24 protein-coding genes and 1 pseudogene are annotated in these 25,554 nt (G+C 63.2%); 8 read left to right on the forward strand and 17 right to left on the reverse strand.

The features are described from left to right. The 5 genes from IVA91_RS20610 to IVA91_RS20630 form a co-directional block, all read right to left on the reverse strand. The coding region (locus IVA91_RS20610; protein WP_247459101.1) for a CusA/CzcA family heavy metal efflux RND transporter at nucleotides 1-2,958 on the reverse strand (2,958 nt) is incomplete at its 3' end. Next, nucleotides 2,955-4,391 (reverse strand): efflux RND transporter periplasmic adaptor subunit, encoded by a 1,437-nt coding sequence (locus tag IVA91_RS20615; protein WP_247418836.1) that lies wholly within the window; start codon nucleotides 4,389-4,391, stop codon nucleotides 2,955-2,957. The genes IVA91_RS20615 and IVA91_RS20610, both read right to left, overlap by 4 nt. Further along, a complete protein-coding gene (locus IVA91_RS20620; RefSeq protein ID WP_247418835.1) occupies nucleotides 4,388-4,795 on the reverse strand; it encodes a FixH family protein in 408 nt (135 codons plus the stop codon). Before IVA91_RS20620 ends, IVA91_RS20615 begins: the two co-directional genes overlap by 4 nt. 94 nt (nucleotides 4,796-4,889) lie before the next feature. Continuing rightward, nucleotides 4,890-5,246, reverse strand: a complete 357-nt coding sequence (locus tag IVA91_RS20625) for a hypothetical protein (RefSeq protein ID WP_247418834.1) — start codon at nucleotides 5,244-5,246, stop codon at nucleotides 4,890-4,892. A 92-nt stretch (nucleotides 5,247-5,338) separates the two neighbouring features. After that, complete coding sequence (locus IVA91_RS20630; protein ID WP_247277374.1) at nucleotides 5,339-5,836, reverse strand: DUF411 domain-containing protein; 498 nt, start codon at nucleotides 5,834-5,836, stop codon at nucleotides 5,339-5,341. 338 nt (nucleotides 5,837-6,174) lie between these two features. Between IVA91_RS20630 and IVA91_RS36675 the strand changes: the two genes are divergently transcribed. Next, entirely contained in the window at nucleotides 6,175-7,215 is a 1,041-nt protein-coding gene (locus tag IVA91_RS36675) for an AAA family ATPase (RefSeq protein WP_256464964.1), read from the forward strand. Between the two features lie 99 nt (nucleotides 7,216-7,314). Beyond that, nucleotides 7,315-7,767 carry a hypothetical protein gene (locus tag IVA91_RS20645; protein WP_247459102.1) on the forward strand — a complete coding sequence of 151 codons (453 nt, stop codon included), beginning with the start codon at nucleotides 7,315-7,317 and terminating at the stop codon, nucleotides 7,765-7,767. An 8-nt stretch (nucleotides 7,768-7,775) separates the two neighbouring features. On the opposite strand, the gene IVA91_RS20650 is transcribed toward IVA91_RS20645, so the two are convergent. From IVA91_RS20650 to IVA91_RS20670, 5 genes are all read right to left on the reverse strand, one after another. After that, entirely contained in the window at nucleotides 7,776-8,960 is a 1,185-nt protein-coding gene (locus IVA91_RS20650) for a Wadjet anti-phage system protein JetD domain-containing protein (protein ID WP_247277376.1), read from the reverse strand. After that, on the reverse strand, nucleotides 8,957-12,457 hold the full coding sequence (locus tag IVA91_RS37190; protein WP_247418831.1) for an SbcC/MukB-like Walker B domain-containing protein: 3,501 nt from the start codon (nucleotides 12,455-12,457) through the stop codon (nucleotides 8,957-8,959). The genes IVA91_RS20650 and IVA91_RS37190 overlap by 4 nt, the downstream gene beginning before the upstream one ends. After that, nucleotides 12,454-13,095 (reverse strand): DUF4194 domain-containing protein, encoded by a 642-nt coding sequence (locus tag IVA91_RS20660; protein WP_247277378.1) that lies wholly within the window; start codon nucleotides 13,093-13,095, stop codon nucleotides 12,454-12,456. The genes IVA91_RS37190 and IVA91_RS20660 overlap by 4 nt, the downstream gene beginning before the upstream one ends. Beyond that, the gene (locus tag IVA91_RS20665; RefSeq protein ID WP_247418829.1) at nucleotides 13,085-14,500 is read right to left on the reverse strand and encodes a Wadjet anti-phage system protein JetA family protein; all 1,416 of its coding nucleotides are present in this window, start codon (nucleotides 14,498-14,500) and stop codon (nucleotides 13,085-13,087) included. Before IVA91_RS20665 ends, IVA91_RS20660 begins: the two co-directional genes overlap by 11 nt. Nucleotides 14,501-14,567: 67 nt before the next feature. Further along, nucleotides 14,568-14,771: a hypothetical protein gene (locus IVA91_RS20670; RefSeq protein WP_247459103.1), complete on the reverse strand. Its 204-nt coding sequence runs from the start codon at nucleotides 14,769-14,771 to the stop codon at nucleotides 14,568-14,570. A 737-nt stretch (nucleotides 14,772-15,508) separates the two neighbouring features. Between IVA91_RS20670 and IVA91_RS20675 the strand changes: the two genes are divergently transcribed. The 3 genes from IVA91_RS20675 (at nucleotide 15,509) to IVA91_RS20685 (ending at nucleotide 17,213) form a co-directional block, all read left to right on the forward strand. Further along, nucleotides 15,509-15,709, forward strand: coding sequence for a hypothetical protein (locus tag IVA91_RS20675; protein ID WP_247277382.1), 201 nt, complete (start codon nucleotides 15,509-15,511; stop codon nucleotides 15,707-15,709). A 2-nt stretch (nucleotides 15,710-15,711) separates the two neighbouring features. Then, nucleotides 15,712-16,521, forward strand: a complete 810-nt coding sequence (locus IVA91_RS20680) for a metallophosphoesterase (protein WP_346015512.1) — start codon at nucleotides 15,712-15,714, stop codon at nucleotides 16,519-16,521. Between the two features lie 296 nt (nucleotides 16,522-16,817). Further along, nucleotides 16,818-17,213 carry a hypothetical protein gene (locus IVA91_RS20685; protein WP_247418822.1) on the forward strand — a complete coding sequence of 132 codons (396 nt, stop codon included), beginning with the start codon at nucleotides 16,818-16,820 and terminating at the stop codon, nucleotides 17,211-17,213. A 511-nt stretch (nucleotides 17,214-17,724) separates the two neighbouring features. On the opposite strand, the pseudogene IVA91_RS20690 reads toward IVA91_RS20685, so the two are convergent. From IVA91_RS20690 to IVA91_RS20700, 3 genes and pseudogenes are all read right to left on the reverse strand, one after another. Next, nucleotides 17,725-18,327: pseudogene (locus IVA91_RS20690) on the reverse strand (HipA N-terminal domain-containing protein); the annotation flags it as partial. After that, complete coding sequence (locus IVA91_RS20695) at nucleotides 18,320-18,631, reverse strand: helix-turn-helix transcriptional regulator (RefSeq protein ID WP_247277384.1); 312 nt, start codon at nucleotides 18,629-18,631, stop codon at nucleotides 18,320-18,322. The gene IVA91_RS20695 and the pseudogene IVA91_RS20690, both read right to left, overlap by 8 nt. 1,027 nt (nucleotides 18,632-19,658) lie before the next feature. Further along, nucleotides 19,659-21,017 (reverse strand): integrase arm-type DNA-binding domain-containing protein, encoded by a 1,359-nt coding sequence (locus IVA91_RS20700; RefSeq protein WP_247418809.1) that lies wholly within the window; start codon nucleotides 21,015-21,017, stop codon nucleotides 19,659-19,661. 460 nt (nucleotides 21,018-21,477) lie between these two features. Here IVA91_RS20700 and IVA91_RS20705 point away from each other — a divergent pair, with 460 nt between their 5' ends. Both IVA91_RS20705 and IVA91_RS20710 read left to right on the forward strand, forming a co-directional pair. Further along, nucleotides 21,478-21,744, forward strand: coding sequence for a hypothetical protein (locus tag IVA91_RS20705; RefSeq protein WP_247459104.1), 267 nt, complete (start codon nucleotides 21,478-21,480; stop codon nucleotides 21,742-21,744). Between the two features lie 119 nt (nucleotides 21,745-21,863). Further along, the gene (locus IVA91_RS20710; RefSeq protein WP_247277387.1) at nucleotides 21,864-22,637 is read left to right on the forward strand and encodes an SDR family NAD(P)-dependent oxidoreductase; all 774 of its coding nucleotides are present in this window, start codon (nucleotides 21,864-21,866) and stop codon (nucleotides 22,635-22,637) included. A 104-nt stretch (nucleotides 22,638-22,741) separates the two neighbouring features. On the opposite strand, the gene IVA91_RS20715 is transcribed toward IVA91_RS20710, so the two are convergent. The 4 genes from IVA91_RS20715 to IVA91_RS20730 form a co-directional block, all read right to left on the reverse strand. Beyond that, the gene (locus tag IVA91_RS20715) at nucleotides 22,742-23,419 is read right to left on the reverse strand and encodes a hypothetical protein (protein ID WP_247277388.1); all 678 of its coding nucleotides are present in this window, start codon (nucleotides 23,417-23,419) and stop codon (nucleotides 22,742-22,744) included. 127 nt (nucleotides 23,420-23,546) lie between these two features. Next, nucleotides 23,547-24,029, reverse strand: coding sequence for a transcription elongation factor GreA (gene greA / locus IVA91_RS20720; RefSeq protein WP_247277389.1), 483 nt, complete (start codon nucleotides 24,027-24,029; stop codon nucleotides 23,547-23,549). A 64-nt stretch (nucleotides 24,030-24,093) separates the two neighbouring features. Beyond that, complete coding sequence (locus IVA91_RS20725) at nucleotides 24,094-24,573, reverse strand: hypothetical protein (protein WP_247459105.1); 480 nt, start codon at nucleotides 24,571-24,573, stop codon at nucleotides 24,094-24,096. A gap of 143 nt (nucleotides 24,574-24,716) precedes the next feature. Continuing rightward, a complete protein-coding gene (locus IVA91_RS20730; protein ID WP_247416647.1) occupies nucleotides 24,717-25,052 on the reverse strand; it encodes a hypothetical protein in 336 nt (111 codons plus the stop codon). Between the two features lie 261 nt (nucleotides 25,053-25,313). Here IVA91_RS20730 and IVA91_RS20735 point away from each other — a divergent pair, with 261 nt between their 5' ends. Next, nucleotides 25,314-25,547, forward strand: coding sequence for a DUF3551 domain-containing protein (locus tag IVA91_RS20735; protein WP_247277392.1), 234 nt, complete (start codon nucleotides 25,314-25,316; stop codon nucleotides 25,545-25,547). Nucleotides 25,548-25,554: the final 7 nt, after the last annotated feature.

Genomic DNA, 25,554 nt, shown 5'->3' on the forward strand with positions numbered 1-25,554 from the left:
TCCCGCCATGATGGCGACGACGGTCATCATCTTCGGCCGGACGCGCTCGACCGCGCCCTCCATGATGGCCTCGCGGAGATCGGTCCGGCTCAAGGTCCACCCCTCGGCGGCGCGGCGCGCCCTGATCTCGGCAAGCGCCTCGTTGAGGTAGATCAGCATCACCACGCCGGTCTCGGCGGCGACGCCCGCGAGGGCGATGAAGCCGACGGCGACGGCGACCGAGAGGTTGAACCCGAGCCACCACATCAGCCAAAGCCCGCCGACCAGCGCGAACGGCAGCGACAGCATGACGATCATCGTATCGGTCACCGACCTGAAATTCAGGTACAGCAGCAGGAAGATGATGAGCAGCGTCGCCGGCACGACGATCTTCAGGCGGGCCATGGCGCGCTCGAAATATTCGTACTGGCCACTCCAGACCACGTAGTAGCCCGACGGAAACTGGATGCTGGCCTGGACGGCGCGTTGCGCCTCGGCGACGTAGCCGCCGAGATCCCGGTCGCGGATGTCGACGTAGATGTAGGTCGCAAGCTGTGCGTTCTCCGTCCGGATCGACGTCGGGCCGCGCGCGAGTTGAACGGTCGCGACTTCCGCGAGCGGGACGGCGCCGCCGGCCGGCATCGGAACGAGGACGTCGCTTGCGATCTTCTTCGGATTGTCCCGGAGGTCGCGGGGGTAGCGCATGTTGACCGTGAAGCGCTGCCGGCCCTCCACGGTGGTCGTGACCGCCTGACCGCCGAGCGCGGTCGCGATCGTGTCCTGGACGTCCTGGACCATGATGCCATAGCGGGCCAGCGCCGACCGGTCGGGCGTGATCTCCAGGTAGTAGCCTCCGATGGCCCGTTCGGCGTAGGCGGACGATGTTCCGGGCACGTTCCGCAGCACCTGCTCGATCTGCTTGGCGAGCTTGTCGATCTCGACGAGATCGGTGCCGATCACCTTGACGCCGACAGGAGTGCGAATGCCCGTCGAGAGCATGTCGATGCGCGCCTTGATCGGCATGGTCCAGGCATTGGAGACGCCCGGAAACTGCAGAGCTTTGTCCATCTCGGCGATCAGGCCGTCGATGGTGAGACCCGGCCGCCACTGCTCCTTGGGCTTGAGATTGACCACCGTCTCGAACATCTCGGTCGGCGCCGGATCGGTCGACGTGGAGGCCCGGCCGGCCTTCCCGTAGACCGACGCGACCTCCGGGAAGGAGCGGATGATGCGGTCCTGGGTCTGCATCAGTTCGGCGGCTTTGGTGACGGAGATGCCGGGCAGCGTCGTCGGCATGTAGAGCAGCGTGCCCTCGTCGAGGTTCGGCATGAATTCGGTGCCGAGCTGACGGGCGGGCCAGATCGTGATCGCGAGCGCGGCGAGCGCAAGCAGGATAACCAACGTCTTTGCGCGCAGCACGCCCTTGATGACGGGGCGATAGATCCAGATCAGGAAGCGGTTGATCGGGTTGCGGTGCTCCGGAACGATCCGTCCCCGGACGAAGATCACCATCAACGCAGGCACCAGCGTGACCGAGAGCAGCGCGGCGGCCGCCATCGCAAAGGTCTTGGTGAAGGCGAGCGGGCTGAACAGCCGCCCTTCCTGCGATTCCAGCGTGAAGATCGGCATGAACGATACCGTGATGATCAGCAGGCTGAAGAACAATGCCGGCCCGACCTGCGAGGCGGCCTCGATCAGGATTGCGATCCGCGACTTGCCCGGCTCCGCGCGCTCGAGGTGCTTGTGGGCGTTCTCGATCATGACGATGGCGGCGTCCACCATGGCGCCGATCGCGATGGCGATGCCGCCGAGGCTCATGATGTTGGAGCCGATGCCGAGCAGCTTCATCGCTCCGAACGCCATCAGCACGCCGACAGGCAGCATCAGGATGGCGACCAGCGCGCTGCGGACGTGCAGCAGGAACACGACGCAGACCAGCGCGACGACGAGGCTCTCCTCGACCAGCGTGTGCTTGAGCGTGTCGATGGCGGCGTAGATCAGGTTCGACCGGTCGTAGACCGGCACGATGTCGACCGACTTCGGCAGGCTGGTCGCGATCTCCTTGAACCGCTTCTTGACGTTCTCGATGACGTCCAGCGCGTTCATCCCGAAACGCTGCAGCACGATGCCGCTCGCGACCTCCCCCTCGCCGTTGAGTTCGGTGATGCCGCGCCGCTCGTCCGGCCCCAGTTCGACCCGGGAGACGTCCCGCAGCAGCACCGGCGTGCCCTTGTCCGTCTTGAGGACGATGTTGCCGAGATCGTCGATGCTTTTCAGGTAGCCCCGGCCCCGGATGACGTATTCGAACTCCGACAGCTCGACCGTCCGGCCGCCGACATCGGCGTTGCTGGCGCGGATCGCGTCCCGGATCTTCGGCATGGTGATGCCGAGGTCGCGCATCCGCTGCGCATCCAGGATCACGTTGTACTGCTTGACGAAACCGCCGACGCTCGCGACCTCGGCGACGCCTTCCGCCTTGGCCAGCGCGAATTTGAGATTCCAGTCCTGGATGGTGCGCGTGTCTGCGAGATTCAGCTCCTTCGACACCACCGCATACTGGTACACCCAGCCCACTCCCGTGGCGTCCGGACCGATGGTCGGCGTGACACCGGCAGGAATGCGCGATGTAGCGGCGTTCAGGAACTCGAGCACCCGCGAGCGCGCCCAGTAGATGTCGGTGCCATCCTCGAAGATCACGTAGACGAAGGAGACGCCGAAGAAGGAGAAGCCGCGCACCACCTTGGATTTCGGCACGGTGAGCATGGCGGTGGCCAGCGGATAGGTGACCTGGTCCTCGATCACCTGCGGCGCCTGCCCCGGGTATTCGGTGTAGACGATGACCTGGGTATCGGAGAGATCCGGGATCGCGTCGAGCGGGAGGTGGACGAGCGCGTAGATGCCGGCCGCGGCGGCGAAGCCGGTGCCGAACAGCACCAGCAGCGGGTTGCGCGCCGACCAGGCGATGACGCGGGCGATCATGGGCGCGCTCCCGATCCGGTGGCTGGCGCCTCGGGCGGCGGGCCGCTGGACTCGGCAAACCCCTTGAGCGCCGCTTTCAGGTTGCTCTCGGCATCGATCAGGAAGTTGGCCGAGGTCACGACCGCTTCGCCTTCGGACAGGCCATTCGTGATCTCGACGAAGCCGCCGCCGCGCCGGCCGAGCTTCACTTCGCGCGGCTCGAAGCGGCCCTCGCCCTTGTCGACCAAGACGGCCTGGCGGCTTCCGCTGTCGAGCACGGCACTCTCCGCCACCGCCAGAACCGGTCCCGGCGTGCCGGCCTCGATCTCGGCATCGACGTACATCTCCGGCCGCAGCAGTTCGTCGCGATTGGATACCTCGATCCGGATCCGCGCGGTGCGCGTCGCGGCGTTGAGATGGGGATAGATCAACGCCACGGTGCCCTCGAAGCTTTGGCCGGCGAACGCGCGTGGCCTGATGGTCACCTTCGTCCCAACCGCGACCTGCGGCAGATCGCGCTCGGCGACGTCGATCAGGACCCAGACGAGGCGGTGGTCAGCGATCCTGAACAGGACGTCGCCGGGCCCCGCGCGCATGCCGGGCACGGCGTTGCGCTCGAGGATCTCGCCGTCCTGCGGCGCGAGCCACGGGATCGAGAGAGAGATCTCCCGGGTGCGCTCGAGCTCCTTGATGGCCGCTTCCGGAGCAGCAAGATTCTCCAGTCGTCGGCGCGCGCCCTTCAGCTCCTTTCCGGTCGCGCTGGCGTTGATCGCCGAAAGATATTCGGCGGCGGCGCTGGACAACGCCGGGCTGTAGACGTTCAGGAGCGGCTGGCCCTTGTGGACGTGGTCGCCGGTCGTGACGTTGGCGACGCTCTCGACGAAGCCCTCGAAGCGGAGGGCGACGACTGAGACGCGTCTCTCGTCCTCCTGGACGGTGCCTGGAGCGCGGATCAAGGAGGTCACGGGTCTTTTGACGACCGCCTCAGATTTTGCGCCTGTACGCTGTATTTTCCCCGGCGAGAGCTTGATCGATCCGTCGTCGGTGTCCTCGCCTTCGTACACGGGGATGTAGTCCATCCCCATCGAGTCCTTCTTGGGCACCGGCGAGGTGTCCGGCAGGCCCATCGGATTCCGGTAGTATTTGATCTTGCGCTCGGTCTTCGCGTCGGCCTTGGTCCGCGCCGGCGCTTCCTCGGGTTCGTCGAAGCTCAGGTCGGCTCCCGCGGGCACGGCACGCCAGGCGCGCCCATCCGGCGTCTTCTTCGGCCCGAGCGAATAGAACGGCTTCCCGTCCGGATCCTGGTAGTAGATCGCCGCGCCGCTCTCGGCCGCCGCAGCGACCGTCACCGGTCCGGCGAACGGATTTGCGCGCGGGATCGCGCCCACGTAAAGCGCGGCTGCGGCCGCTGCGCAAACCGCAGCGGTCGCACCTATGGTGATGGCGCGCGTCATTGCTTCGCCGTGACGACGAGCTTGTTTTCGACCGTGCCGGTCTCGCCCTGCACCTTGGCGCCGAGGGACAATTGCCAGCGGCCCGCCATGCTGAAGTTGGCCTTGAACCGGTAGGTCCCGGGCTCCGTCCCCGGCATCGAAGTCACCTTCGTGACCATCTCCTGCATGCCGTCCGGCGCCATGTCGAGCCGGGAGGCGAATATGACCGCGTCCGGCACGGGTTTGCCGGTTTTCTTGTTCACCAGCCGCACCGTCACGACCTTGTCGGGGCCGGTCTGTACCGCCTGCTCGACGAGCTGGAATTCATAGTCCTTGATGTCGGCGAGAGCGGACCTTGGCGCTGCCGTTAGCGAAAGCCCGACCAGCGCGGCGGCCAGCCCGCGCGCAGCAGTGGAGATCTTCATGATGTCTGTTCCTCGAAACGTCTGTTGAGCCGCCGAAGCGGCCTGCGAATGCGCGCGATGGACGCGCGCCAACGTTCCGGCGCCGCAGCGCCGGTCAGACGATCGATCGAGGGGGCTGGTCCGGAGGGGGACGGGTTAGGCCGTCGGCGATCATGTCATCGAGCGGCCGCAGCAGTTCACGCACAGGCTGCCTGATGCTCACTGTCGCCGCCGAAGGTCCAGTCTGGAGCACCTTCAACATGCAGATCGCGATGAGAGGACAGTCCTGGCATTGCTTGTTGTTCTGCTTGTCCGGGCAGCACGCCATGTCATCCGGCATGTCCTGCGCGTCAGCCATCTGCATGGCGCCCATCGAATGTCCCGCCGCCGCCGGCGTTGCCAGCGGTGCGACCGTCAGCCCTGCGGTCACAAGGACCGCGAGCAGAAGTCTGAGGAGGCGGCGAGCATTCATGGCGTCACAGTCTCATAGGGGCGGGACGCTGGAAAGTGCCCCGGTTCACAAATGCGCGAGCGGGCGCCCCGGTGGTTAACTTTCTAAGACGGTCAGCCGATGGCTTCCTTGCCGACGAACCGCATGAACGTCGCACGACCTGCCGATCCGAACAGCACGACGGTGTAAGGCTCAGGGTGTCCACCTTCCATCCCCGGCGACCCTGCAGGCATGCCGGGCACGGCAAGCCCCAGAGCCTTCGGGCGCTCCGTCAGCAACCGCCGCACCGCGGACGCCGGTACGTGTCCCTCAAGGATGTAGCTGTCCACCTCTGCCGTGTGGCACGCGGCCAGATCGGCCGGGACGCCCAGGCGTTTCCGGACGGCCGGAAGGTCGGAAGCATCGTCCACCTGGACCGTGAATCCGGCGTCGCGCAAGTGTTGTACCCAGCCCAAGCAACAGCCGCAGTTCGGATCCTTGTGGACCTTGATCATGGGTTCAGCGGCAACGGCGGGGCGCACCGCCGCTCCAACTGTCGCGCCAGCGATCAGGGCCAGAAAGGATCGTCGCGCAAAGCACGCCTTCTCCGCGCCTCGTTCTCGGTAGCTCATCGGACACCTCTCCGTGAAGAAGTCGAGGGATTGCGGAGGTAATTGTATTCCGCGGATCCCTCGGCCGCCAATCAGCGAACGAAGCCGCGAAACTAGCGGGATTTGGGACTGGGCGTCTATGCCCAAGGGAATCTGCCTGGCGAGCGAGCCGGGGTGCGGGAAATCCCTGCTGGCTAGGGCCGTCGCCCGTTACTGTGGTGATGCTCCCATTGTGATCTCGTCCGTTGCGGATTGGTTCACGAAGGAACGCTCGTATATGGACGACGTGATCCGGGCGATGCGCTTGGATCGTTCGGTCGCTCTCGTGCGAGCCCATGGAATTGGTTTTCTGTTCCTGGATGAGGTTGACGCGGTCCCGGATAGAGCCCCTAGATAGTCGCAACAAGGATTATTGGCTACCTATAGTTGCAGACCTGTTGACCAGGTTCGACGACGGGACTTCGTCGGCCAGGCGGGGCGTGATCCTGATCGGTGCGACCAACAATCCAGAGTCCGTGGACCCCGCCCTGCTGCGCCCCGGCCGCTTCGAACGGATGATCAAGATCGAGCGGGCCGACGCAGCCGGCACGCTGAGCATGCTCAAGTTTCACGTCGCCGGCGCGGTACCTGACGACGAGCTCGATGACATCGCTACGGCCATGGAGCGCTCGACTGGCGCGGAGGTCATGGCGTTCGTCCGCGAAGCTCGCCGGATCGCGCGTCACGCCGGACGCGAGCTGCTCGCGGCGGACCTGCGCGCGGCGCTTCTGAGCTCCGAGCGGCCCCCGCCCGAGATGGACTGGCGCATTTGCGCGCACGAAGCCGGCCATGTCCTGCTCGCGCTGGTTCTCGAATGCGGAGTGCTGCGTCACTGCATCGTCGGGGCGAGGAGCGGGGCGGAGAACCGCACGCTAGTCGAATACGCGTCCTCCCCCGACTTGGCCACGCGGCAAACAGTGGAGGATCGCACCACCATGCTGCTCGGGGGCCGCGCCGCCGAGCGCGTTCTGTTCGGATGCAATTCCGCGGGCGGATCGGGCGACGAGTCCTCGGACGCAGCCATGTCGACGGAAACCGAAAAGAGAAGAACCCTGGGTAGCTTGCGGCCGAGTGTGGTGAAGATCGTGCGCGCCACGGGCGGCGGACCGATCCGTACCATCCTCGAACGGGGGCACAGGAAGCCGACGGGGGTCTTCACGTCGCGCAAGAACCGGCGTGAGTTTCCTTGGGAGGCGATCGACGAGAGACACTTCATGTGGATCTCCGAGGTCGACTACCGGGTGACGTCCTTTCTCGTCCAACCGTTCCGAATGGAATTTCACTTCGCGGACGGCGGCAGGATGGACTACTTCCCGGACATGGAGCGCAGGCTTGGGCCCATTCGAATGTTCGACGAGTGATCTGCGCCGCGCCAGACCCAAGGACAAGTGGGATGCGGTGCCACACGAAGAGCGGATCGAGATCGAAGCGAACGAGTTTTCCGCGCCTTGGTGGTTCCGATGCCGGAATATCGGGCGGAGCGTCGCAAGCTGAGCAAGGCGTGCGACCTTGAACAAGTGCGCGTACTGGCGCGGAAGTTCGACGTCTCCCTCGAAGTGATGGCCAAGGTCTACGTGACCAGTGCCGACGAACTTGCAGCCATCGTGATATCCAAAGATCGAAAGGTGCAGAGGGTGATACCTGCACCGAATTTCCCCTATGTTGGTCTTCGCGCCGGCGCCCCGATTCCTGAGCTTTCCCTCATTCGCCGTTGGCCAAGCCCGTCCACAATCGGCACCGTTTCGGAATTGAGGGATGTGCCCACTCACGTATGGCTAGAGAAGCGTGGCCGCGTCGAAGCCCTTTACGAGCAAGTTTTCGCGCAGAAGAACGGTTACGCCACGACGCTGCTGACAGTCGACATGAAAGAAGACGACGGCGAAGACGACGACCGCCACAGGAATCGGCGTTAGGGGGTAAGTTAAAGTGCAGCGGGATCGAGCGTCTCTTGCTCCAGGTGGCGCACGTTCGATCCGAATGCCAACCAATCCGCTAGATCGCGAACCGCGCTATCGGACCTCGCTATGGATGCCAAGCTCGGATCCGCGTCTGCCGGCTGGCCGTGCATCTCCGCCAGCTGCCTGGTCATGAGGTGGGGCTCAGGCCCGCGGGACAGGCTCTCTTCGAGGTACCTGAAGATGCGCACGCCGCCGGCATCTACGTCGCCCCAGTGAAGGAACGGCACGTCGGCTGGCACGGCCGCCAGAACCTTCGCTAGAAGCTCGATGACACCAGCCGCCGGGAAGCCGCCGGTGTAAACGACCAGGCTGGCGTCATGGATCTCGCGGACCTGCCGATTGAAGGTCGCGAAATTCTCGATCGTCAGGATGGCTGATGGTCGCTCCAAGACCAACAGCTGCGAGAGCATCTCCGGATGAATCGAGGCGAACGGCTTGGCGCGACCATCGACCTGACGGCCGTCCGCGCCCTCGACGGCGACGGGCCCCTTCAGATGAACAGGATGACTGAAGCGCTCCAGCCCGATGTGCGCCCAGACCACGTCGGCTGCAGCACCCGGCAGTCCGACCCGGACGCCGAGCACGGCGGCGAGCCGCGAGGCATGCCGATCGAAGGCCTTCGTGTCGTTCGTCGCCTTTTGGGAGAAGCTTCGCGCGTCCAGCCCTCGCGCTTCCTGCCGGGAGATGGACGCCAGCAGCGTGAAGAACTCCTTGGCGGCGTCGGCCTGGGCGGCGGTCAGGCGGTAGGCGGCCTCGCTTCGTGCCCATCTCGCCGCCATCTCGTCCAACAAAGTGGCGACCCACGGCTCGCCGGTCGCTGCGACGGGCAGCAATTCCGCCCTGACGCGCTGCGCGGTCGCGAGTGCCGTCGGGCGTCCGAGATGTCTGGCGAGCAATTCCGGGTCTCGAACGCGAACTCTCTCGACCAGATGTCCTCGGTCTCTCTTGCCCCGCTGCACCTCCACTGCGCCGAACCGTTCCGCCGCGGCCATCTGGTCGTGAAAGCGGCCCACCTGCTGCGCGGTCGAAAGTCTGTCGTACTCCGGCGCCGCGGACGGCGGCCGGGTGCGATCCGGATTGCGTTCGCTCCGCTCCAGCAGGCGTTCGAGGAATTCGACCCCGGCGTCCGTCGTACGAACGTCTGTCATTCCGCAGCCTGGTCCTGCGGGACGGCGCCGGCCTTCTCGACCTCAATCAACTCGGCTTTGAATACATCGAAGCCCTTGCGATACGGGTCGGCTGCAACGATCGCCTGGCGAGCCATCTCCGTCGGGTATTCGGTGTCGATCATCACCTGGTTGCCCAAGCGGTTCACGTTGACGACCGTGTCGACCACTTCCATGAACACGTGCCGCTTCTCGTCCGGAGTAGCGAGCATGACCTGGAGACCCAGGTCCCGCATGAATTCAGAGCACTGGCCGATTGCCTTGGTATCCAGACGATTGAAGGCCTCGTCGAAGATGGCGAGCGAGAGCCCGCTCTCGCCGGTGCGACGGTTTTGGTAGGTCGCGGCCAGCGAGGCGCCGATGGCGATGTAGAACGGCAACTGACCTTCGCCGCCGGATCCCGTACCGGCGCGGCTCGTCAAAGACGAGCGGATCTTGCCCTCGGCGTCCTGGATGTAGAGCTCGAAGTTGAAATACTTGCGGGGATCCTCGATCTCCTCGGTCCGCGCCTCCGGGTTCGACAGGATCTCCTCGATCTGTCGCACGGCGCGCATCATCGGTGAGCTCGCATCCTCGCTGCGGTCACCGAAAAGCGGCAGATTGAACTCGGGCTTTCTGGATTCCTCGACGAGCTCGATCATGTCGACGTGGGTTGGGGCCTCCAGCGCCTTGAACGAGTAGTAGTCGCGCCCGTGGAACTGGCGATCCTTTAGGTGGCGGTTGAGCTCGTTCAGGGTGGACTTGATGCCGGTAAAGGCGTCGTCGAGCCGATGGAGAAGGTCGTCCCGGAATGCCGAGGTCATCTCCGTCGCAGCGTTGCGACACTGCTCCTCGTACTGAACCAACTCATGCGCATCCAAGCGGTCCTTTTCAGCGGTCGCCCACTGCTCGACGACCGACGGCGTCGCCTCCTCGGCGGTGAACGGCGGCACGACATGGAATTCCTGGCCGTGCTTGTTCATCGCACCGGTCATTTCGCGCATCAGAGTAGAGCGCCGGTTGGTAGAACGGTTTTCCCGGTCCGCCGTTAGCCCGGCAATTCGGTCCGACAGGGATTCAGTGGCCATTTCGGTCACCTTTGATCGGTAGTCGCCCATGTCCCTCGATTGCGGGAATTCGTCCAGCAACTGTCGCGCGCGGGTGCGACGAGCCCCCGCCAGGACGCCACGGTTGTTCTTCATGTAATCTTCATACGCGCCCTCGGCCCGGTCTCTCGCGCTGTGGGCCCGGGTCGACGCATCCTGCGTCTCAGTCTTGAGCCGATTTGCCGTCTTGACCTCGGCGGCGAGGCGCTCCAGATCGGAGACGAGCTTGGGATCGCGATTCCGCTTGGCATCTTCGATATTTTTCCCGATTTCCGCCAGCTTGCGATCGAAAGCAGCCAGTTCCTCGCCGGCTCCGGTGCAGGTCAGGCCGGCGCCGCGGATCGCCTGAAACTGCCCGAACATGGCTTCGAACAAGCGCGCTTCGTCCTCCGAGCGACGGACATCTCCCGCCGATTCCGCAAGCTGCCGGAGCAATTGCTGCCGTTCGGCCTGAAGCTGTTGACGCATCTGCTCCTGCGTGGCGCGCCCGAGCTTAAGATACTGAGGCTTCTGCAGTCGCCGGACCGTCCGCCCGCCCTGGACCATGAGATCTGGCGTGATGGCGTTCTCGGCCGCAGCCATCCTATCCATGGTCTCGACCATCATCAGGCGGCCAATCCGATAGTTGAGGAATGCCCGGGCGTGACGGTTTTCCGTACTGATGATCTGTGCGAGAGAGCCCTTTTCAGCCGGCCTGGTGTTGTCGGTCTTGGTCGTGTTGATGACCTCCGCATCCCTGAAGGAGTGCTCTCCACCCTCCCGGAATATCTCCAAGGCGCGTACCGCCCTTGTGGGCTCGACGATCAATGCTTCCCGGGAGCGACCCAGAAAGGCCTCAGCTGCCATCCGCCACTTGTCGTCGCGTATCTCGACCAGCTCGCACAGTGGGGTCGCCTCGATACCGTGCGAAGCCAGTTGCCTGATGAGGTCCCGAGTGCCGCCTTCGATGGGGCTCAACCCTTGATCCATCCGCTTCAGGTTACTGTCGATCAGTTCGATGCGATCCTGCAGAGCCTTGGTCGCCACTCGCGCGTGAAAATGCGCGTCCGAAAACGTCTTTCGCGCTGCCTCGAGCCGCTCCTGGTCGACAGCCGCAAGAGCCGCATCCAGATGGGAAGCGCTATCCTTCCAGTTCTCGGGAAGCGGTTTGTCCCACTCGGAAAGTGGAGCCCTTCCCCTCGCAACGGCCACTGCACTCAGCAGCGCGTGCAAGAAGTCGTCACGGTGAACCAACAGATTGAGATCGACGGCCTTCCTGATCGAAGCGATGAGAACTTCGATCTCCTTGACTGGCACCATCGCGTTGGCGCGCTGGCTAAGGGTTGCGGTCTTGTCGGACTCGTACATCTGGGCCAACTGCTCGCCGTCGCTGGTCCTGATCGAGAGTTCGACGGTCTTGTGCTCAGCATCAAGGGTGGCATGTCTGGCTGCGGCCGCGACCGCGTCGACCTCAGCTCTGCTCGCGGCGCTCCGGAGTTGCGCGATGACCTCTTCCTGCCTCCTGGCCTCCCGCCGAAACTTCTCCCACTCAAGCCGCGCGATCTGCCAGCCCGTTACCGCAATGACCCTTTCGTTTTCGACCGCCCGCGCGACGATACGGAGGATCCCGGCCAAGCTGGCGCTTTGTGCCTTCAATTCTTCGATACGGCGGGTCAACGTGCGCCAATGTTCGATACCGCGGCGAAGCCTATCGACCTGAAGAGGCTGGACGTCGAGGACGTAGTTTCGGACGAAGTCGGTAGGATTGTCCACTGGCTTCAGCAGCAGGGCATTCCGAAAGGCCTTCTGAAAGCGCCTGGGATCGAGAGGGAAGCCCGCCGGCGACAGCGCCCTGAGCGCTTCAGCCACGAAGTCGGTCGCGCTCGAGAACGCGTCGTCAACCTCGACGTTGCGGGCGCGCAAGGCATTGCGGACTGCATGCCACTGCAGCGTCTCGACCTCGTCATCGCCGACAGGACTCAGGATGTCGTCCTTCGTCAGCGCAGCTTTTGCGATGAAGCGCGCCTCGCAGGCCTCGTCGCTTCTCGTGGCCGAGGCCGAAAAGGCCACACCCAAGCTCACGGCCGAACCGTCGCCCAGGTCCTCGAACACAAGGATGATGTAGGTGTAGGCGTGCTGGCGCGTCGGCTCCGACCGCTCGCCCTTCTCATCGAGCGAGACCACGCCGAGGCAGTAATCTCGCAGCGTCCGCTTGCTCCTGACGTTGCTCTGGGCGCTCGGGTTGAAGCGGATGCTGGCCATGCTCGCGCCGGAGAGCACGGTCTGCACGGCGTCGATGATCGCTGATTTGCCGGCGCCGTTTGGACCGATGATGGCGGTCATGCCACGCATATCAACCTGCTGCGCCCGAAACAGGTACCAGTCGACCAGGATGATGCGCCGGAGCTCGATCACGCCTGGACCTCGCTCGCGCCGTCTGTCTTTGCCGTCGCTGCGGCCGATCGCGACACGAACTCTTCAAGGGAGCCGAGCGTGTCCTTGGAGACCACAATCGGCAACGCGGGCCGCAGGAAGAGGGTGAAGTTTCTGTCATCCCGATCTTCGATCCGCACGAGCCCGCGCTGCCTGAAGCCGGCCAGGATCTCCTTTACCCGCCCGAAGTTGGGGCGCTCGCGATGGGTCCGGTCCTCGTAGATCTGCAGGATCTGCTCGCTCTCGACCTCCACCTCGCCGAATTCCTTAGCTTCGAACCGAGTGAAGGCCTCCTCGTAATGGAGTCGCAGCACCAGCAGGAGCAGGCTCTCGTCGAGCCTCATGCTCTGACGGGGCGGCAGTTCGTTCGCCACCAGACCGATGTATCCATCGTTCGGCCTGCCCACGACCCGGTAGCCGAGCGCGTCGAACAAATTCTCGAAGTAACCCGTGTAGCGGCGGAGTACCTCGTAGGAGGTCTTCATGCCCCAATCGTTCTCGTAGATGAACTGAGCACGCCAGAGCGACTGCGCGGCCTGGCGCAGTTCCTTTTGCAGCCGCTCGCCGTCGCCGCCCTCGCTATCCTCATCGTCGATGAGCTTGGAAAGATCACGCAGCATTGACCGAAGTCCTCGTTCTCTCGATCCGGAAGGAGGTCACGTCGATCCAGTCGTTCGCGCTACGCCCTTCTTCGAGCGTGATCGTGAATTCACCCAAGCGCACTGAGCGACCGACCGCGGCCAAGTTCGGAATAGCTCGGTAGGCAAACAGGTCCGCAATGCTCCGAATCTCGATCTCGGCGGCTGACACGGCATCGCGGTCTCGCATCTGTTGGCGGGCGAACTCGAGCAGCTTTTGGTCGGAAACTCGCACCATCCGATCGAAGTCAGTGGTGGCCTGAACATAGGCGCGCAGATAAGGATCCTGCTTCGGCACCTTGAAGCGCGTCCGCTCCGGCGGAGCTTTCGGCGGGGGCGGGGTGTACAGCGCAAGCGATGTGATCGGCAGAGCGACATCCGGCGATCTCAAACGGATCTCCACCTCGTCGCTGTCGATCTTCGAAAGCTGCTCGATCAGCCGAACGATCCGCTCGGCGGAGCCTTCCCCCATGATGTCCATGTAGTGGACGGTGGTGCGGATGCGTCGCTCGAGGCGATCCCTGAAGTCCTCGATCTTGTCCATGAAGGGGCCGACGTCCTCGAACACGCTCTTGATCTTCTCGAGCTCCGCGATGACGCGCTCCTCGGCCATGGCGATCGTGGCGCCGGCCGGCATGACGCCCTGCTCGATGTAGGCGCGCGCGATTTTACGAAGACGCTCGGCGTCGGCGAGCATGTCTCCCGCGAGAGACGCGATCGTCCGACGATGTCGGTAAGGGTTATTCGACGTCTTCAGCTGCTTGTAGTCGGCGATCAGCAGCCCATCGACGAAGTCCTGGAAGAACGTGCGAAGGATGGCCGCCGCGTTGGGATTGCCCAGAATGCGGTCTTCGATCTCGCGCATCCCGGCCAAGATGCGGCGCATGCTGCGGGCGAACCGCGCCGCCGTCTCGTGGGCGTTAGCGAGACCCTGAGCCATGGTCTCCGGCTCCCGGAACGCAGCCTCAAGGTTGTTCTTCACGTCCACCACGGCGCCGGCGACACGCACGCGGCTGTTACCGAAATCGACGATCGCACCCAGGACCATGAAGGCGTCAGGGTTCATGTCGACGTAGGTGCGCCACTTCTCAGTCTCTTCCGTGAGCCAGCCGGTGTCGCGCAATCGATAGTAGGCGAGATAGTGGGCCTGGCTAGTGGTCTGATCCTCTTCCGGATCACCCTCGGAGAGATCCCCCATCGACCCGATGCCGAACTCCGAAAGTCCGATCTCGATCTGTTTCACGACCTCTTCCTTGAGCGGCGTCTCAAGGATGCGGGCCGAGTAGACCCGCTCATAAAGTCGCATCAAAAGGCGGGCATAGACGTGCTTTTTCGGCCCCGACAAAGGCTTGAACAGTGTCTCCGGAAGGTAACCAAACAGCTTCATCCCTCGGTCCCCAGGCGGCGAATTGAACCGCGGCGACTACGCAACCGCAAGGAAAAACGGAGATCTTTCAGGGCGTTCTCTTCGCTTTTCTCCGCTTAAGGTATTCCCGGGCCGCCTGCTCCATCACGTCCCAGGCCGCCCGGTGCTCGTCTATCGCCACCTGCTTGATGTCGGCGATGACGTCCTTGTCCATCATCGCGAGGAATGTCACGCGGTCGCCGATCGGCGTCCTCTTGCCCCGTTTTGGCGCCCTTTTTTCGCGATCATTCATCCGCCCGCTGCGCATTAAGCCTCCGATAACCATAAGGCCGGAGCAGCCGTGGCGCCAGAGAAGGCGGCCAGTCTTATATAAGAAGTGCGATCCTTCTTATATAAGAATAACGCGCTAACCGCTTGACTCGAGCTGACCTTCCTGCTCAATATGTTCTTGTTTTGTTCTCCTGTTGAGTGCTGGCGTCGTGATGTCGAGCGTGCTGCAGGATTGGAGGCGGGGGCTGATCGAGGCCCATTCCGACCTCTTCCGCCCGCCGGTGGGCGTCCCTGAGGGGGCAGAGGGCTGCCCCGAGTGCGGCCCCGGATGGCGCGACCTCATCGACCGGTGCTGCATCCGGATCAGGGCGGCGGTCGCAACCGAGGACGGCACCTTCAAATTCACGCAGATCAGGAGAAGTACGCGAGCATTCGCCTGTACTGGACCGGTCGCCTCTCTCCGGAAGCGACCTCCCGCGTCGAGGAGGCGATCGACCTGGCCGAGGCCCGCAGCGCCTGCAGTTTGCGAGATTTGTGGCGAGGCAGGCGTCCTCCGGACGGGCGGGTGGCTGACGACCCGCTGCGACCTGCACGCTGAGGGGCGCGCGCCCGCCGAAGTCCGCCCCGGCTTCGAGAATATCCACATCGTCCGCTACGGCCTGGGCGCGCAGCGGCGGATCACGTGCCGCCGCTACGACCGGGAGAATGACGCCTTCGTGGACGTCGATCCCGCCACCCTCGGAATCGCGGAGGACTGACATGGCGACGTTCCGCTGCCGGACCTGCCACCAGGAAGGCAAATTCATCTACGACGCGTCCCGCCACGCCTGCCCGCGCTGCGGCTCGCGCGAAGTGCAGGTCGCCGTCGGCGTCGACGAGATGCCCGACCCGCTCGTGGACGCGCTCCTCGAACTCGCCGACGGGGCCGAGCCCCTCGATCGCGAACATTGGGAGGACTGACCATGCGCCTGTGGGTCATGTCCGACATCCACCTCGAACTGACGCGTGGCTGGGACCTCCCGCCGGCCGCAGCGCGTCCGGATTTCGACATGCTGATAGTCGCGGGCGACCTGACCCCGCGGGCCGAGCGCGGCGTCCGGTGGCTGCTCGATCGCGTGACCGACCGGCCCGTCATCTACGTCATGGGCAATCACGAGGGCTACGGCTGCGACCTCGGACGGACGCTCGAAAAGGCGAAGGCCTTGGCGGAGGGCACGAACGTTCACGTGCTGGAGAACGAGACCGTTCGCATCGGGAATGTCACGTTCGCGGGCGCGACCCTCTGGACGGACTTCGCCCTGAACGGAGACGCGCATGCCGCCATGGGCGTCGCCGGCGACCGCATGAACGACTTCAAGAAGATCCGGATCTCGAACTACGAGCGGCGTTTCCTGCCGCATCACGCGCTTACGCGACACTTCAAGTCGGTCGCGTTTCTGAAGGAACAGATGCGCAAGCCGCGCGGCGAGGACCGCCTGGTCGTCGTCACGCACCATGCTCCGATCCCCCACATCACCGACGAGCCCGGCGGCTCGGGCGAGGATCCGACGCTCGACCCGGCATTCCGGAGCGACCTGAGGCGGCTGATGGCGCGCGCGCCGGACGATGGCACGGGCGCGCTGCGCCCGGCGGACCTCTGGCTCTACGGCCACACCCACGAGTCTTTCGACGCCATGGTCGGCGAGACCCGCGTCGTGTCCAACACAAAGGGTTACGGCCCGTGGCCGCCTCCATGCCCACTTGGGACAACCCGCATTTCGACGAACGCCTGATCATCGAGATCTGAAAGGGACGGTCATGACCGACATCGACAATCAAGACCACCGAAGCCAACCCGCCCCTCCTCCAGGTTTCGAGTGTTTCGTCATGTTCAGACCACAGCCCCGCCGCCGGCCCGACCTCTTCGTATCCGCGAAAGCGCCCGTGCCGATCCCCGCGCGACACCCTGCTCTTAGAGAAGCGCTCGTCCAGGCGAGCCTCGATCCGCGGGTGCGCTCCATCGCTCACGTACCGACGGCGCATGTTTCGTCCGCACCGCTAGACCCGGTCGAGGTCGACGCGATCGTCCTTGCGCGCGACGATGGCCGCTTCTACCTCGACGTGGTGCCCGCCCCGTCAGGTCCGCGAGCTCGACGAGGAAGGGCTCGTGCTGATCGCGCTGCGGGAGCTGGAGCTCTCGCCCCTGGTCGTCACGGCGGAGGAGCTCGTTCGCGAACCCCGCTGCGGCAACTGCCGCCTGGTCTGGTCGCACCACGGCCACCTCGTGCCGGTGGGCCTGCGCATCAGCATCCTGCAGATCCTGCGCGACGACGGACCGATGGAGCTCGTCCGCCTCGTCGAGCTCGTCCGCAGCGACCATGATCCCTCGCTCGCGGTGATGGCGCTGGCCTGCGCAGACCTCCTCGAAATCGACCTGGCGTCGGAACCGCTCGGTCCCTCCACCCTGGTGAGATCCCGCACATGAAAAAGCCCACAGGCCGCCGCCCCACCGGCAACGTCATCCGCATGACCCCGAAAGCCGACGACCCCGAGAGGCCGTCGGGTACCGTCCTGATCGACCGCGTGTATCACGGCAAGCTCGGCCAGTTTGAGGACGGCGATGACGAGCGCCGGATCGAGGACAGCTTCGTGCTCGACTGCGAGGAAGAAAAGGATCCGCCCGGCGGCGACCGCCCCGACGCGACGACCGCACTGGTCGGCGCGAGCTTCGACGCGGCAACCACGCCGGATCAGCGGCGGCGGCTCCGCCATAACCTGGCGATGTGCGCAATCGTCCACGTCCCCAGCACCGCCTGGGTCACGCCGATCTCGCTGTACTTCCGGTGCACGTTCGGCGCACGCTGGCTGCAGCAGACCAGGCATGGTCCCAATGCCGGCGACAGAGCCTTCTCGACCAGCTCCGCCTCGGTCGCGCTGGCCCTATCGGCCGGCCAATCGGTCGTGGGCATCGCCGCCGACCTGGGTCTGCTTCCGCAGCCTAGCGTTTCCGCCAAGGCCAAGATCGCGAATTCGTTTTCCGAAAGTCCAATATGGGTGAGGGAGGGAAATTTCGCGATGTACTGCCCTTGCTCATCGTCGACGGCAAGCATGATTCCCCCTTCTTTTCTAGTATTTTTCACGACGGAGAGCTTCATCTGGACACCGGCGAGCGAAAAGCGCGCCTTCTTCTTGGCTTCTGATTCTGGCCCGGCCGGAACGGGGACGCCGTCGCTCGGCAACGCTCGTACCGCTCCCGGTAGATTTGTCCCCAGTGCAGCCAAGAGATCGAAGTCATTTCCAGGTCTTACTGACGCTGCGTGGTGCTTTTCCATTGCTTCGCGCAGTTTCTCTTCGGGCAGCAAGTTCGCGAAGAACGGCGGCAGCGCGCCGCGTATGGGTTTGGGATCCCGGCGGAGGCTGCCATCTGCCGAGCGAAGCGATAGGCTGAAGATCGGAGGGTCGTTCAAGCTCCGATACGCGGGCAAGAGATTGAATGCGTTGTAGTCGCCCGGCGTTCGGACGAGCGTGCCGACGGCAAGATCGTTTAATGAGATGTCGAGCGATTGGATACGTTCAGCCGCGAGGACAGGCTTATTCATGCTCCTCCTCAACATCTGACGTGAACGCAGGGCGGTCATCATCGCCCGTAGCTCTCTGCAGCATTGATTGAATAGCCGGTACCATCGCTTGCGGAATCAGCATCATTTCCATGCCAAGGGCGCGGGCAACGTTGACGAGTGTCGTTGCGCGGGCTGCAGCGGCACCCGTCTCAATGTCGCGATAGCGCGGCCTGCTAATGTTCGCCCGGAGGGCGATTTGCTCCTGGGATAGGCCAGCAGCCATTCGTGCTCTTCGAAAGTGCACGCCAAGCTCCTTGAGCAGCGGGTTTGGAGCCGAAGTCATGGATATGTTCTCGGATCATTAACATCGAAATGATCTGTAAACAGATCATAAATTGAACGTGAACAGATCTTTGTCGTCGGCAATGATCCGTAAACATATCTTTATGGCGAGTCGTTCCAGCGGCACTTGTCGTCTGAATTGTTGACTCTGCTGCCAGGAATGGCCTTGGGGCTATGCACTTGACGCGATGAAGAAGGCAGATCTTATCGCAAGGTTGACCGATTCCTATGGCGCTCGCGTGCATTGGGAGCTCAGGAGGAATGGCCCGCCAGTGAACGAACCCAATCCTGAAACGCGGTGCGTCGCTTTTATGGAACGCCAATTGAAAGCGGCGGTAGATGGCGAGCAAGTCCGTATCGCCAAGTCAATTCCGATGTCAGCCAACCCGCCTCGATGTAGCTGCGAAGCGTCGAACTACCTATCAGTTCGCTTTTCATTCTTCGGCATGCTTCCCATGATGACGGCCAATAGCCTCCAGGCGTGACCGGCCGCTGTCGTGGCCACTCGCAGGGCCGCAATGCGAGCGGAGTGGTCTCGGCTACTTACCAGCAACTTTTCTTCTATTCGCGTTGATATCCAATCTTACGACGCGCAATTGACGTGTTCCTATGCAACATCAACCGGAGCATGATGGTCAAATCGGCGGCACTCGACAGGCAAAGTTCGACGACTGCGTTGATTCTCTTGACGTTCCGCCCAAGAAGCGACCAGGCGATTACACGAGAGCCTCGCTCGCTTCGATCGTGAGAGTTGACGATGGGCCACTCGAAGGAGACGCTCCGCATCATGAAGCGACCTCGGAAGAATCGTGGCATGCCGCCGCCCGCGACGTTCGATATCGATTCGCTGCCGGGCAGCTCAAATTTAACGGCATTAGAGACGGCCGCCGTAATCCGGCGCACGCCTGGAGCCCTGGAGCTGTGGCGGCGCAATCCGAACCACCCGCTGAAATGGCGCTACGTCGATGGTCGCCCGCTTTACCGAGTCGATGCGGTGCGCGACTATCTGGCCGGACGCGATAAGACAACTAAGTCGTCGCAGCCGCATAATGCTCGCGAAGACGGCCCAGCAATTCGGCCTTGATGGGATCGAGCGGATTCGTCCGCTGCAGGCGCACGACCTTGCCTCCCCGTTTCGCGCCGACCAACTCCGCGATGTAGTCATGAGCAGCTTCGAACGCCATCTTGCGGATAATCCACTGTTCGTCGTGATTGTAGACTTGATCGATCCCGCGCGGCTTTTGCCCGACACACAACCGCTGGATTTCGTTGTCATAGCCGCAGCGTGACATGATGGTTCGCAAGCTGCGCCTTAAGTCATGCATTGTGAACTTGGCGACACCCGCTTCCTTGACCAGGCGGTCGACCAAGTTTGTGAAGCCCGACATCTGGCCGCCGGTCTTCGGTGATGGGAAGACATAGTCCGACGTCGCACGCTGAAAATGTTTTGCGGCCGTAAGCACCTCGTTAACGAGATGGGTGCGCGGCATGTCGTGGTAAAGGCCCATCTTGGTCCATGCTGCATCGAAAGTGATGCGGTCATCCATGACGTGATTTTGCCACTCGATCGTGGCTGGCTCGCTGCGGCGCGGGCCACCAAGTAGGCACATTCGTGTCAATAGCCCAAACGTCCCAAGCTTGCCGGATGCGTGCCAGACTTTGATGATCTCTTCGTCGGTCAGCGCCCGGCCCTTCGTTCGGCGCCCGACCCGCTGCGCGCGCGTCTCCTTGGGCACGCGATAGCCGGCGAGCACGTTGTGCTCGACGTAACCTTCGCCGACGCACCATTCGAGGAACGTGTGCGTGTGCTTGCGCAAGTCCTTTGCTGCGCCGCGCTTGCCGGTCTTGCCGATCCTATCTACCGCCGCCATGATTTGCCGTCGCGTGAGCTCGGCGATGGCGAGGTCGAAATGATCTTTCAGACCGCGTCGGAGTGCCGACATGGCCGGTTTCCAGTTGACGACCTGGCGCCCGGTCAGGGACATTTCGTACGGGCCATCTTCAACGATCAGGGTCGCCAGTGTCGTGCACTGCCGCTCGGCCAGCGCTTGCCGCTTCGCCTCGCGCTTGACCTCGTTAGGATCGATCCCAATGACCACCTCCGCAGCGACGACGGTGGCGGCCTTGCGCGCGGCCTTCTCATTGAATTTGGGCCACGCACCCAGCGTCTTGCGTTGAGTGCCCTTCGTCCCAGGCCTTGTGAACATGAAGACCCAGGTCCTGCCACCAGTCGCGCGCATCCTGATCGCGAGCCCCGGCTGCTCTGTGTCGTGCAGATAGTGCTGCGATTTGCCCGGCGGCAGCGTCGCCGCACGGATCGCCGCGTCAGTGAGTCTCAGGTAATTCGTCGTTCCTTCAGCTCTGAGAGATTCTTTACTCTTTTCCATCGCTTGTGCTCTCGCTCCTGGCGCCCTGAGACGGGTCGAGGCGCGACCCTAGAACAAATGGACCACAAGCCATCGCCTCCACGTCCCAGTTTGTGTGCCCTAAGGGAATTCCTCCGAAGGGCACAGCAGGGACATACAAAATGTGGTAAGGCCAACCGAGGCCAAGGATGGTCCAATATGGCCACAAGTCTTTAACTTGCAAGGACTTTTACAATAAGACTATGGCTGGATTAGGTTGGCTACAATCCACCAATTGTGGTTCACACGGGAGAGGTCCAAGGTTCGATCCCTTGTGCGCCCACCATTCCTTTTCCTGAACCCTACCGGTTTTGAATGATCGTCGACGCTGATGGTGTTCGGCGACCCGTCTCAACCAAAAATGCGAAAACAACCCCATGCACAGTAGCCGACATCAGCCGGATCAAGGGGTTAGACTTCTACGACTTTTCCGAATCAACGATTGACTCGTCGGGCAAAACAGGGGCAGGATGACATCATCCGCGGAGAAGCCCGCCAGACGATGAGTTGGAACGAAGCCGAGATCCTCGCGGCCCGTCGCAAGATCCTCAAATCCGCACAAGACATGCTGGCTGGACAGCTCTCTTACATCGAGGGCGCACGGAACATTGTTACCGCCAGCACGAAAGCACGCCTCGACGAGCGGGACGTCGACCTGCTGCCCTTTGTCGGCATCGTTTCCGAGACAGACGCGCTACCCCTTTGGTGAGATGAGAAAGCAGCCGATGGCGCTCTCTCGCCGATCCCGGCAAGCTGAGCGACGACCAACATCGGAAACGATGCGCGGGCAATGTAGAATGCGTTCTGAAACATCCGGAGGAGCGGCGCATGGCGATCGTATTCATCACGGGCAGCGCGGACGGTCTCGGCCGCGCGGCGGCAAAATCCCTCCTCGATCAAGGTCACCGCGTCGTGCTGCACGCGCGTTCGGCCGATCGTGCCGCAGCACTTGGCCAGCTTGCGTCGCGTGCCGCCGGAATGGTGGTCGGTGATCTCAGAAGTGCCGCTGAGACGAAGAGCATCGCCGACCAGGTCAATGCGATCGGGCGCATGGATGCGATCATCCACAACGCCGGCGTCTACACGCGGCCGAGCCGTGGCTCGACGCCGGAAGGCCATGCCGAGACTCTGGCCATCAACACGCTTGCGCCGTACATGCTGACGGCCCTGATCGAGCGGCCCGACCGATTGGTGTATCTCAGCAGCGGGCTGCACCGCGGCGGAGAGGGTTCGCTGGACGACCTCGACTGGACGAAGCGGGCCTGGGATTCGGCAAAGGCCTATGCCGAGAGCAAGCTGCATGTCGTCGCGCTCGCTGTTGCGCTGGCACGACGCTGGCCCAAGGTCCTGAGCAACGCCGTCGATCCCGGATGGGTGCGCACGAAGATGGGTGGTGCGAGCGCCCCGGTCGATCTCGACACTGGACAACGGACCCAGACCTGGCTGGCGGTGAGCGAGGATTCCGCGGCCCTGGTCAGCGGGCGCTACTGGCATCATCTCCAGCAGCAGCAGCCGGCCAGTGAGGCGAGCGATCGGATATTTCAGGACCAACTCATCGGCAAATTGAGCAAGCTGACGGGCGTTGAGCTGCCGGAGGCGTAAAGCGCGATGATTCGTCGTCATTGCGAGCGCAGCGAAGCAATCCAGTCTGCCTCCGCGGACACACTCTGGATTGCTTCACTGCGCTCGCAATGACGGAGCAAGCTTCAATCGACCCGATCCGGCCGCCATGCCGCGTACAGACCGACGAGGGTCCCGATGGCGACCAGCCCTGCCGCGAGCAGCACCTGCAATTGCCCGTCATCGGTGGCGCCCACGGATGACACAAATCTGGTCACGACGATGAACAGAACGCTCACTGAGGCCGCCGCACCCACGCAAAGATGGGCGAGCTCTCGCGTCAGGTTCCGGCCGAGAAGTCCGAGTGCCGTAAAATACATCGCGCAAGCGTTGGGATGGACGAACAAGGCAACGCGGGCGTAGCGGCCATAAGCGTCGAGCAAGGACTCACATCGGCTCAGGGCCGCTCTCGAGGCAACGCGCTGCAGGAGCGGTCTGAAAAAGCGAGCCTGTCCGTAACTCAGAACGGCGCCCACGATGATGGCCAGCCACGCCACGATAAAAACGGAGACATCCGCGGACTTCGGAGTGAGCGCGACGGACATCAAGATGAGGGCAGTTCCGGGAAAATAGCCAAAATAGGGGAAGAGCGACTCGGCGAGAATGCAGACGAACATGAAGACCGGAAACCATGATGAACCGGTCGCCCCCTGGACGATGGCGTTCAAGTCGAAAAGATTCGTCCTGTACAGGACGAGGTACATGCAAATGGCCAATCCGGCCAACGCGTAAAACGGCAATGCGCCGGAGAGAAACCGTCTCATTCAACCATCAAGCTTTGTTGCGCGGACATAGCGGCCTCGCTCTTTTCCGGATCATGCTTTAGGCGAATGAGATTGCTCCTGTCGATAGCGCCCTTTGCTCACGCAATCCTCGCCTCGCCCTGGGCATCTATCCGATCGACAGAATCTCGATCTCCTGGTTACCAGAGCCAACCACGTCGCCAACCGCCTTCCCCATCAACGCCCGCGCCACTGGCGAGACGAACGAGATCGTCCCCGCCTTCGGGTCGGCTTCGTCCTCGCCGACGATGCGGTAGGTCTGCACGCGGCCATCAGTGCGGCTGAAGGTGACGGTGCTGCCGAAGGCAACGACATCGCTCGAGGTCGGATCGGGAACGACCTGCGCGGTGCGCAGCCGTTCGGTGAGATAGCGGACGTCGCGCAGTGGCGCGGCTGATTGCCGGCGCTTTTCGTTGACGTCATCGATCGCTTGCGCGGCTTCATAGGCCTCGCGCGCCTCGGCAAGCTGCGTCTGCAACGCCTGCAAGCCTTTTTTCGTCACGAGGTTCGGATGCGGCGAGATCGGGCGGTCCGGCAACAGCGTTTCGGACGCGGTTTCGGCGCTTTCTTCCTTGGTGAAGGCGACGCTCAATTTCAAAATCCTGTCGGACTGTCCTGGCTACCGGCAGCGTTCCGCCGCCGCTGATTGACCTGGACTATATCTCAAGTTCGACGAAACGGCGTAGCTTGATGACGATGTCCGGCATGGCCTGGCGGAACCGGGTCGCATTCTGGAACGTGGTCGAGAACGGCGCGAAGGTGATCATGGCATTCCAGTGCTTGTAACCGTAGACCGTGACGGAGGCGCCGGTCGCGGGAAAATTCTCCATCTTGCGCAATTCGCCAAGCACGAGATCGGCAATCGCTTCCGCAGGGAGCAATTGCTTGCCGTCTCGTGTGGTGACGATTTTCGGAGGCGCCTCGACCGGCTGCGTGTCGGCTGCTACGGCCTCGGCGGCAGGCTTGGCCGCTGCAGCATCTGTGTTGGACGGCTCGACCGACTCAAACCCGTTCGTCGGCGCTGTCGGTGGAGCCTCGGCGAGCGGCGGCGGCGTCACGACGTCGGCGCGCTTGTTGCCCCCCAGGATGCTGGTGATCATGGCCACCAAGCCAGCATCCTTCCCGTCCTCGCTCATTCCTTCCCCCGGACCTTGGCCCACACTAGCACCCGCAAGCGGATCGCCACAATGTATGCGGTCGAACCCAATCTGGCCAAGCCCATGCGTTCGACGGCACCGGCGCCGCAACCGCTATCCCGGTCGCGCCGCGGCGCAATCCGCTACTGTTTATCGAACGGAATGTATTGCTGGTATTGCTTGGGCACCGAGCTGCGGTAGCGCGCGGGGACGGTGCCGGTGTCGACCGAATGATCGATCTCCTGCTGCCGCGTCATCTTCTTCTTCGCCGGCTTCTTCGATGCGCTCTTCTTGGAATCGGTCGGCTGGCTGGAGGTGTCGGTGGCCGCAGCCGGTGCCGTCGTCGCGGCTGGCGCAGTGCTCGTTGCGGCAGGCGCAGCGGTTCCGCCGGCGGCCGGTGCGCCCTGCGCCAGGGCCAGCGGCGTTTGCATCAGGAGCACCAGCGCTGCCGTCGCAGCCAGCAAATATGATCTCTGCATCAGAACCTCCAAAATGCCTGATCCGAATGAGGCAAGCCTAGTCCCACGGGATCGAGGCGTGCAAGTTCGTTGAGATTAGGTCAGAACCTGTGCGCGAACTGTGGTGGAGATCACATTGTCCGCCGCCGGCTGCGTCAGGATGTATCTCACCTCGAACGCATCCCGCGTCGCGGACACCAAGATAGGCATGACCGTGCGTCCGTCAGGCCACGGGGAACGCCAAGGCACGGCCGTTCCACCCCGCCCTAGAAGGAGATTGAAATGCGTCGCACCATCCTCACCCTTGCATCGTTCGCAACCGTGATCGCCGCGTCCTTGGCGGCGGCGCCGGCCCAGGCCGCAAACGACAGATATTGCCTGCAAGGCCGCAACTGGGGCTATCCCGGCAATTGCCAGTTCGCAAGCTATCAGCAATGTGCCGCCACCGCCTCCGGCACATCGGCCTCTTGCGGCATCAATCCGCGCTACGCCTACTCGCAGCCGTACTATTACTGACGAGAAG

Source organism: Bradyrhizobium sp. 153, from assembly GCF_023073835.1.
Classification (GTDB): domain Bacteria; phylum Pseudomonadota; class Alphaproteobacteria; order Rhizobiales; family Xanthobacteraceae; genus Bradyrhizobium.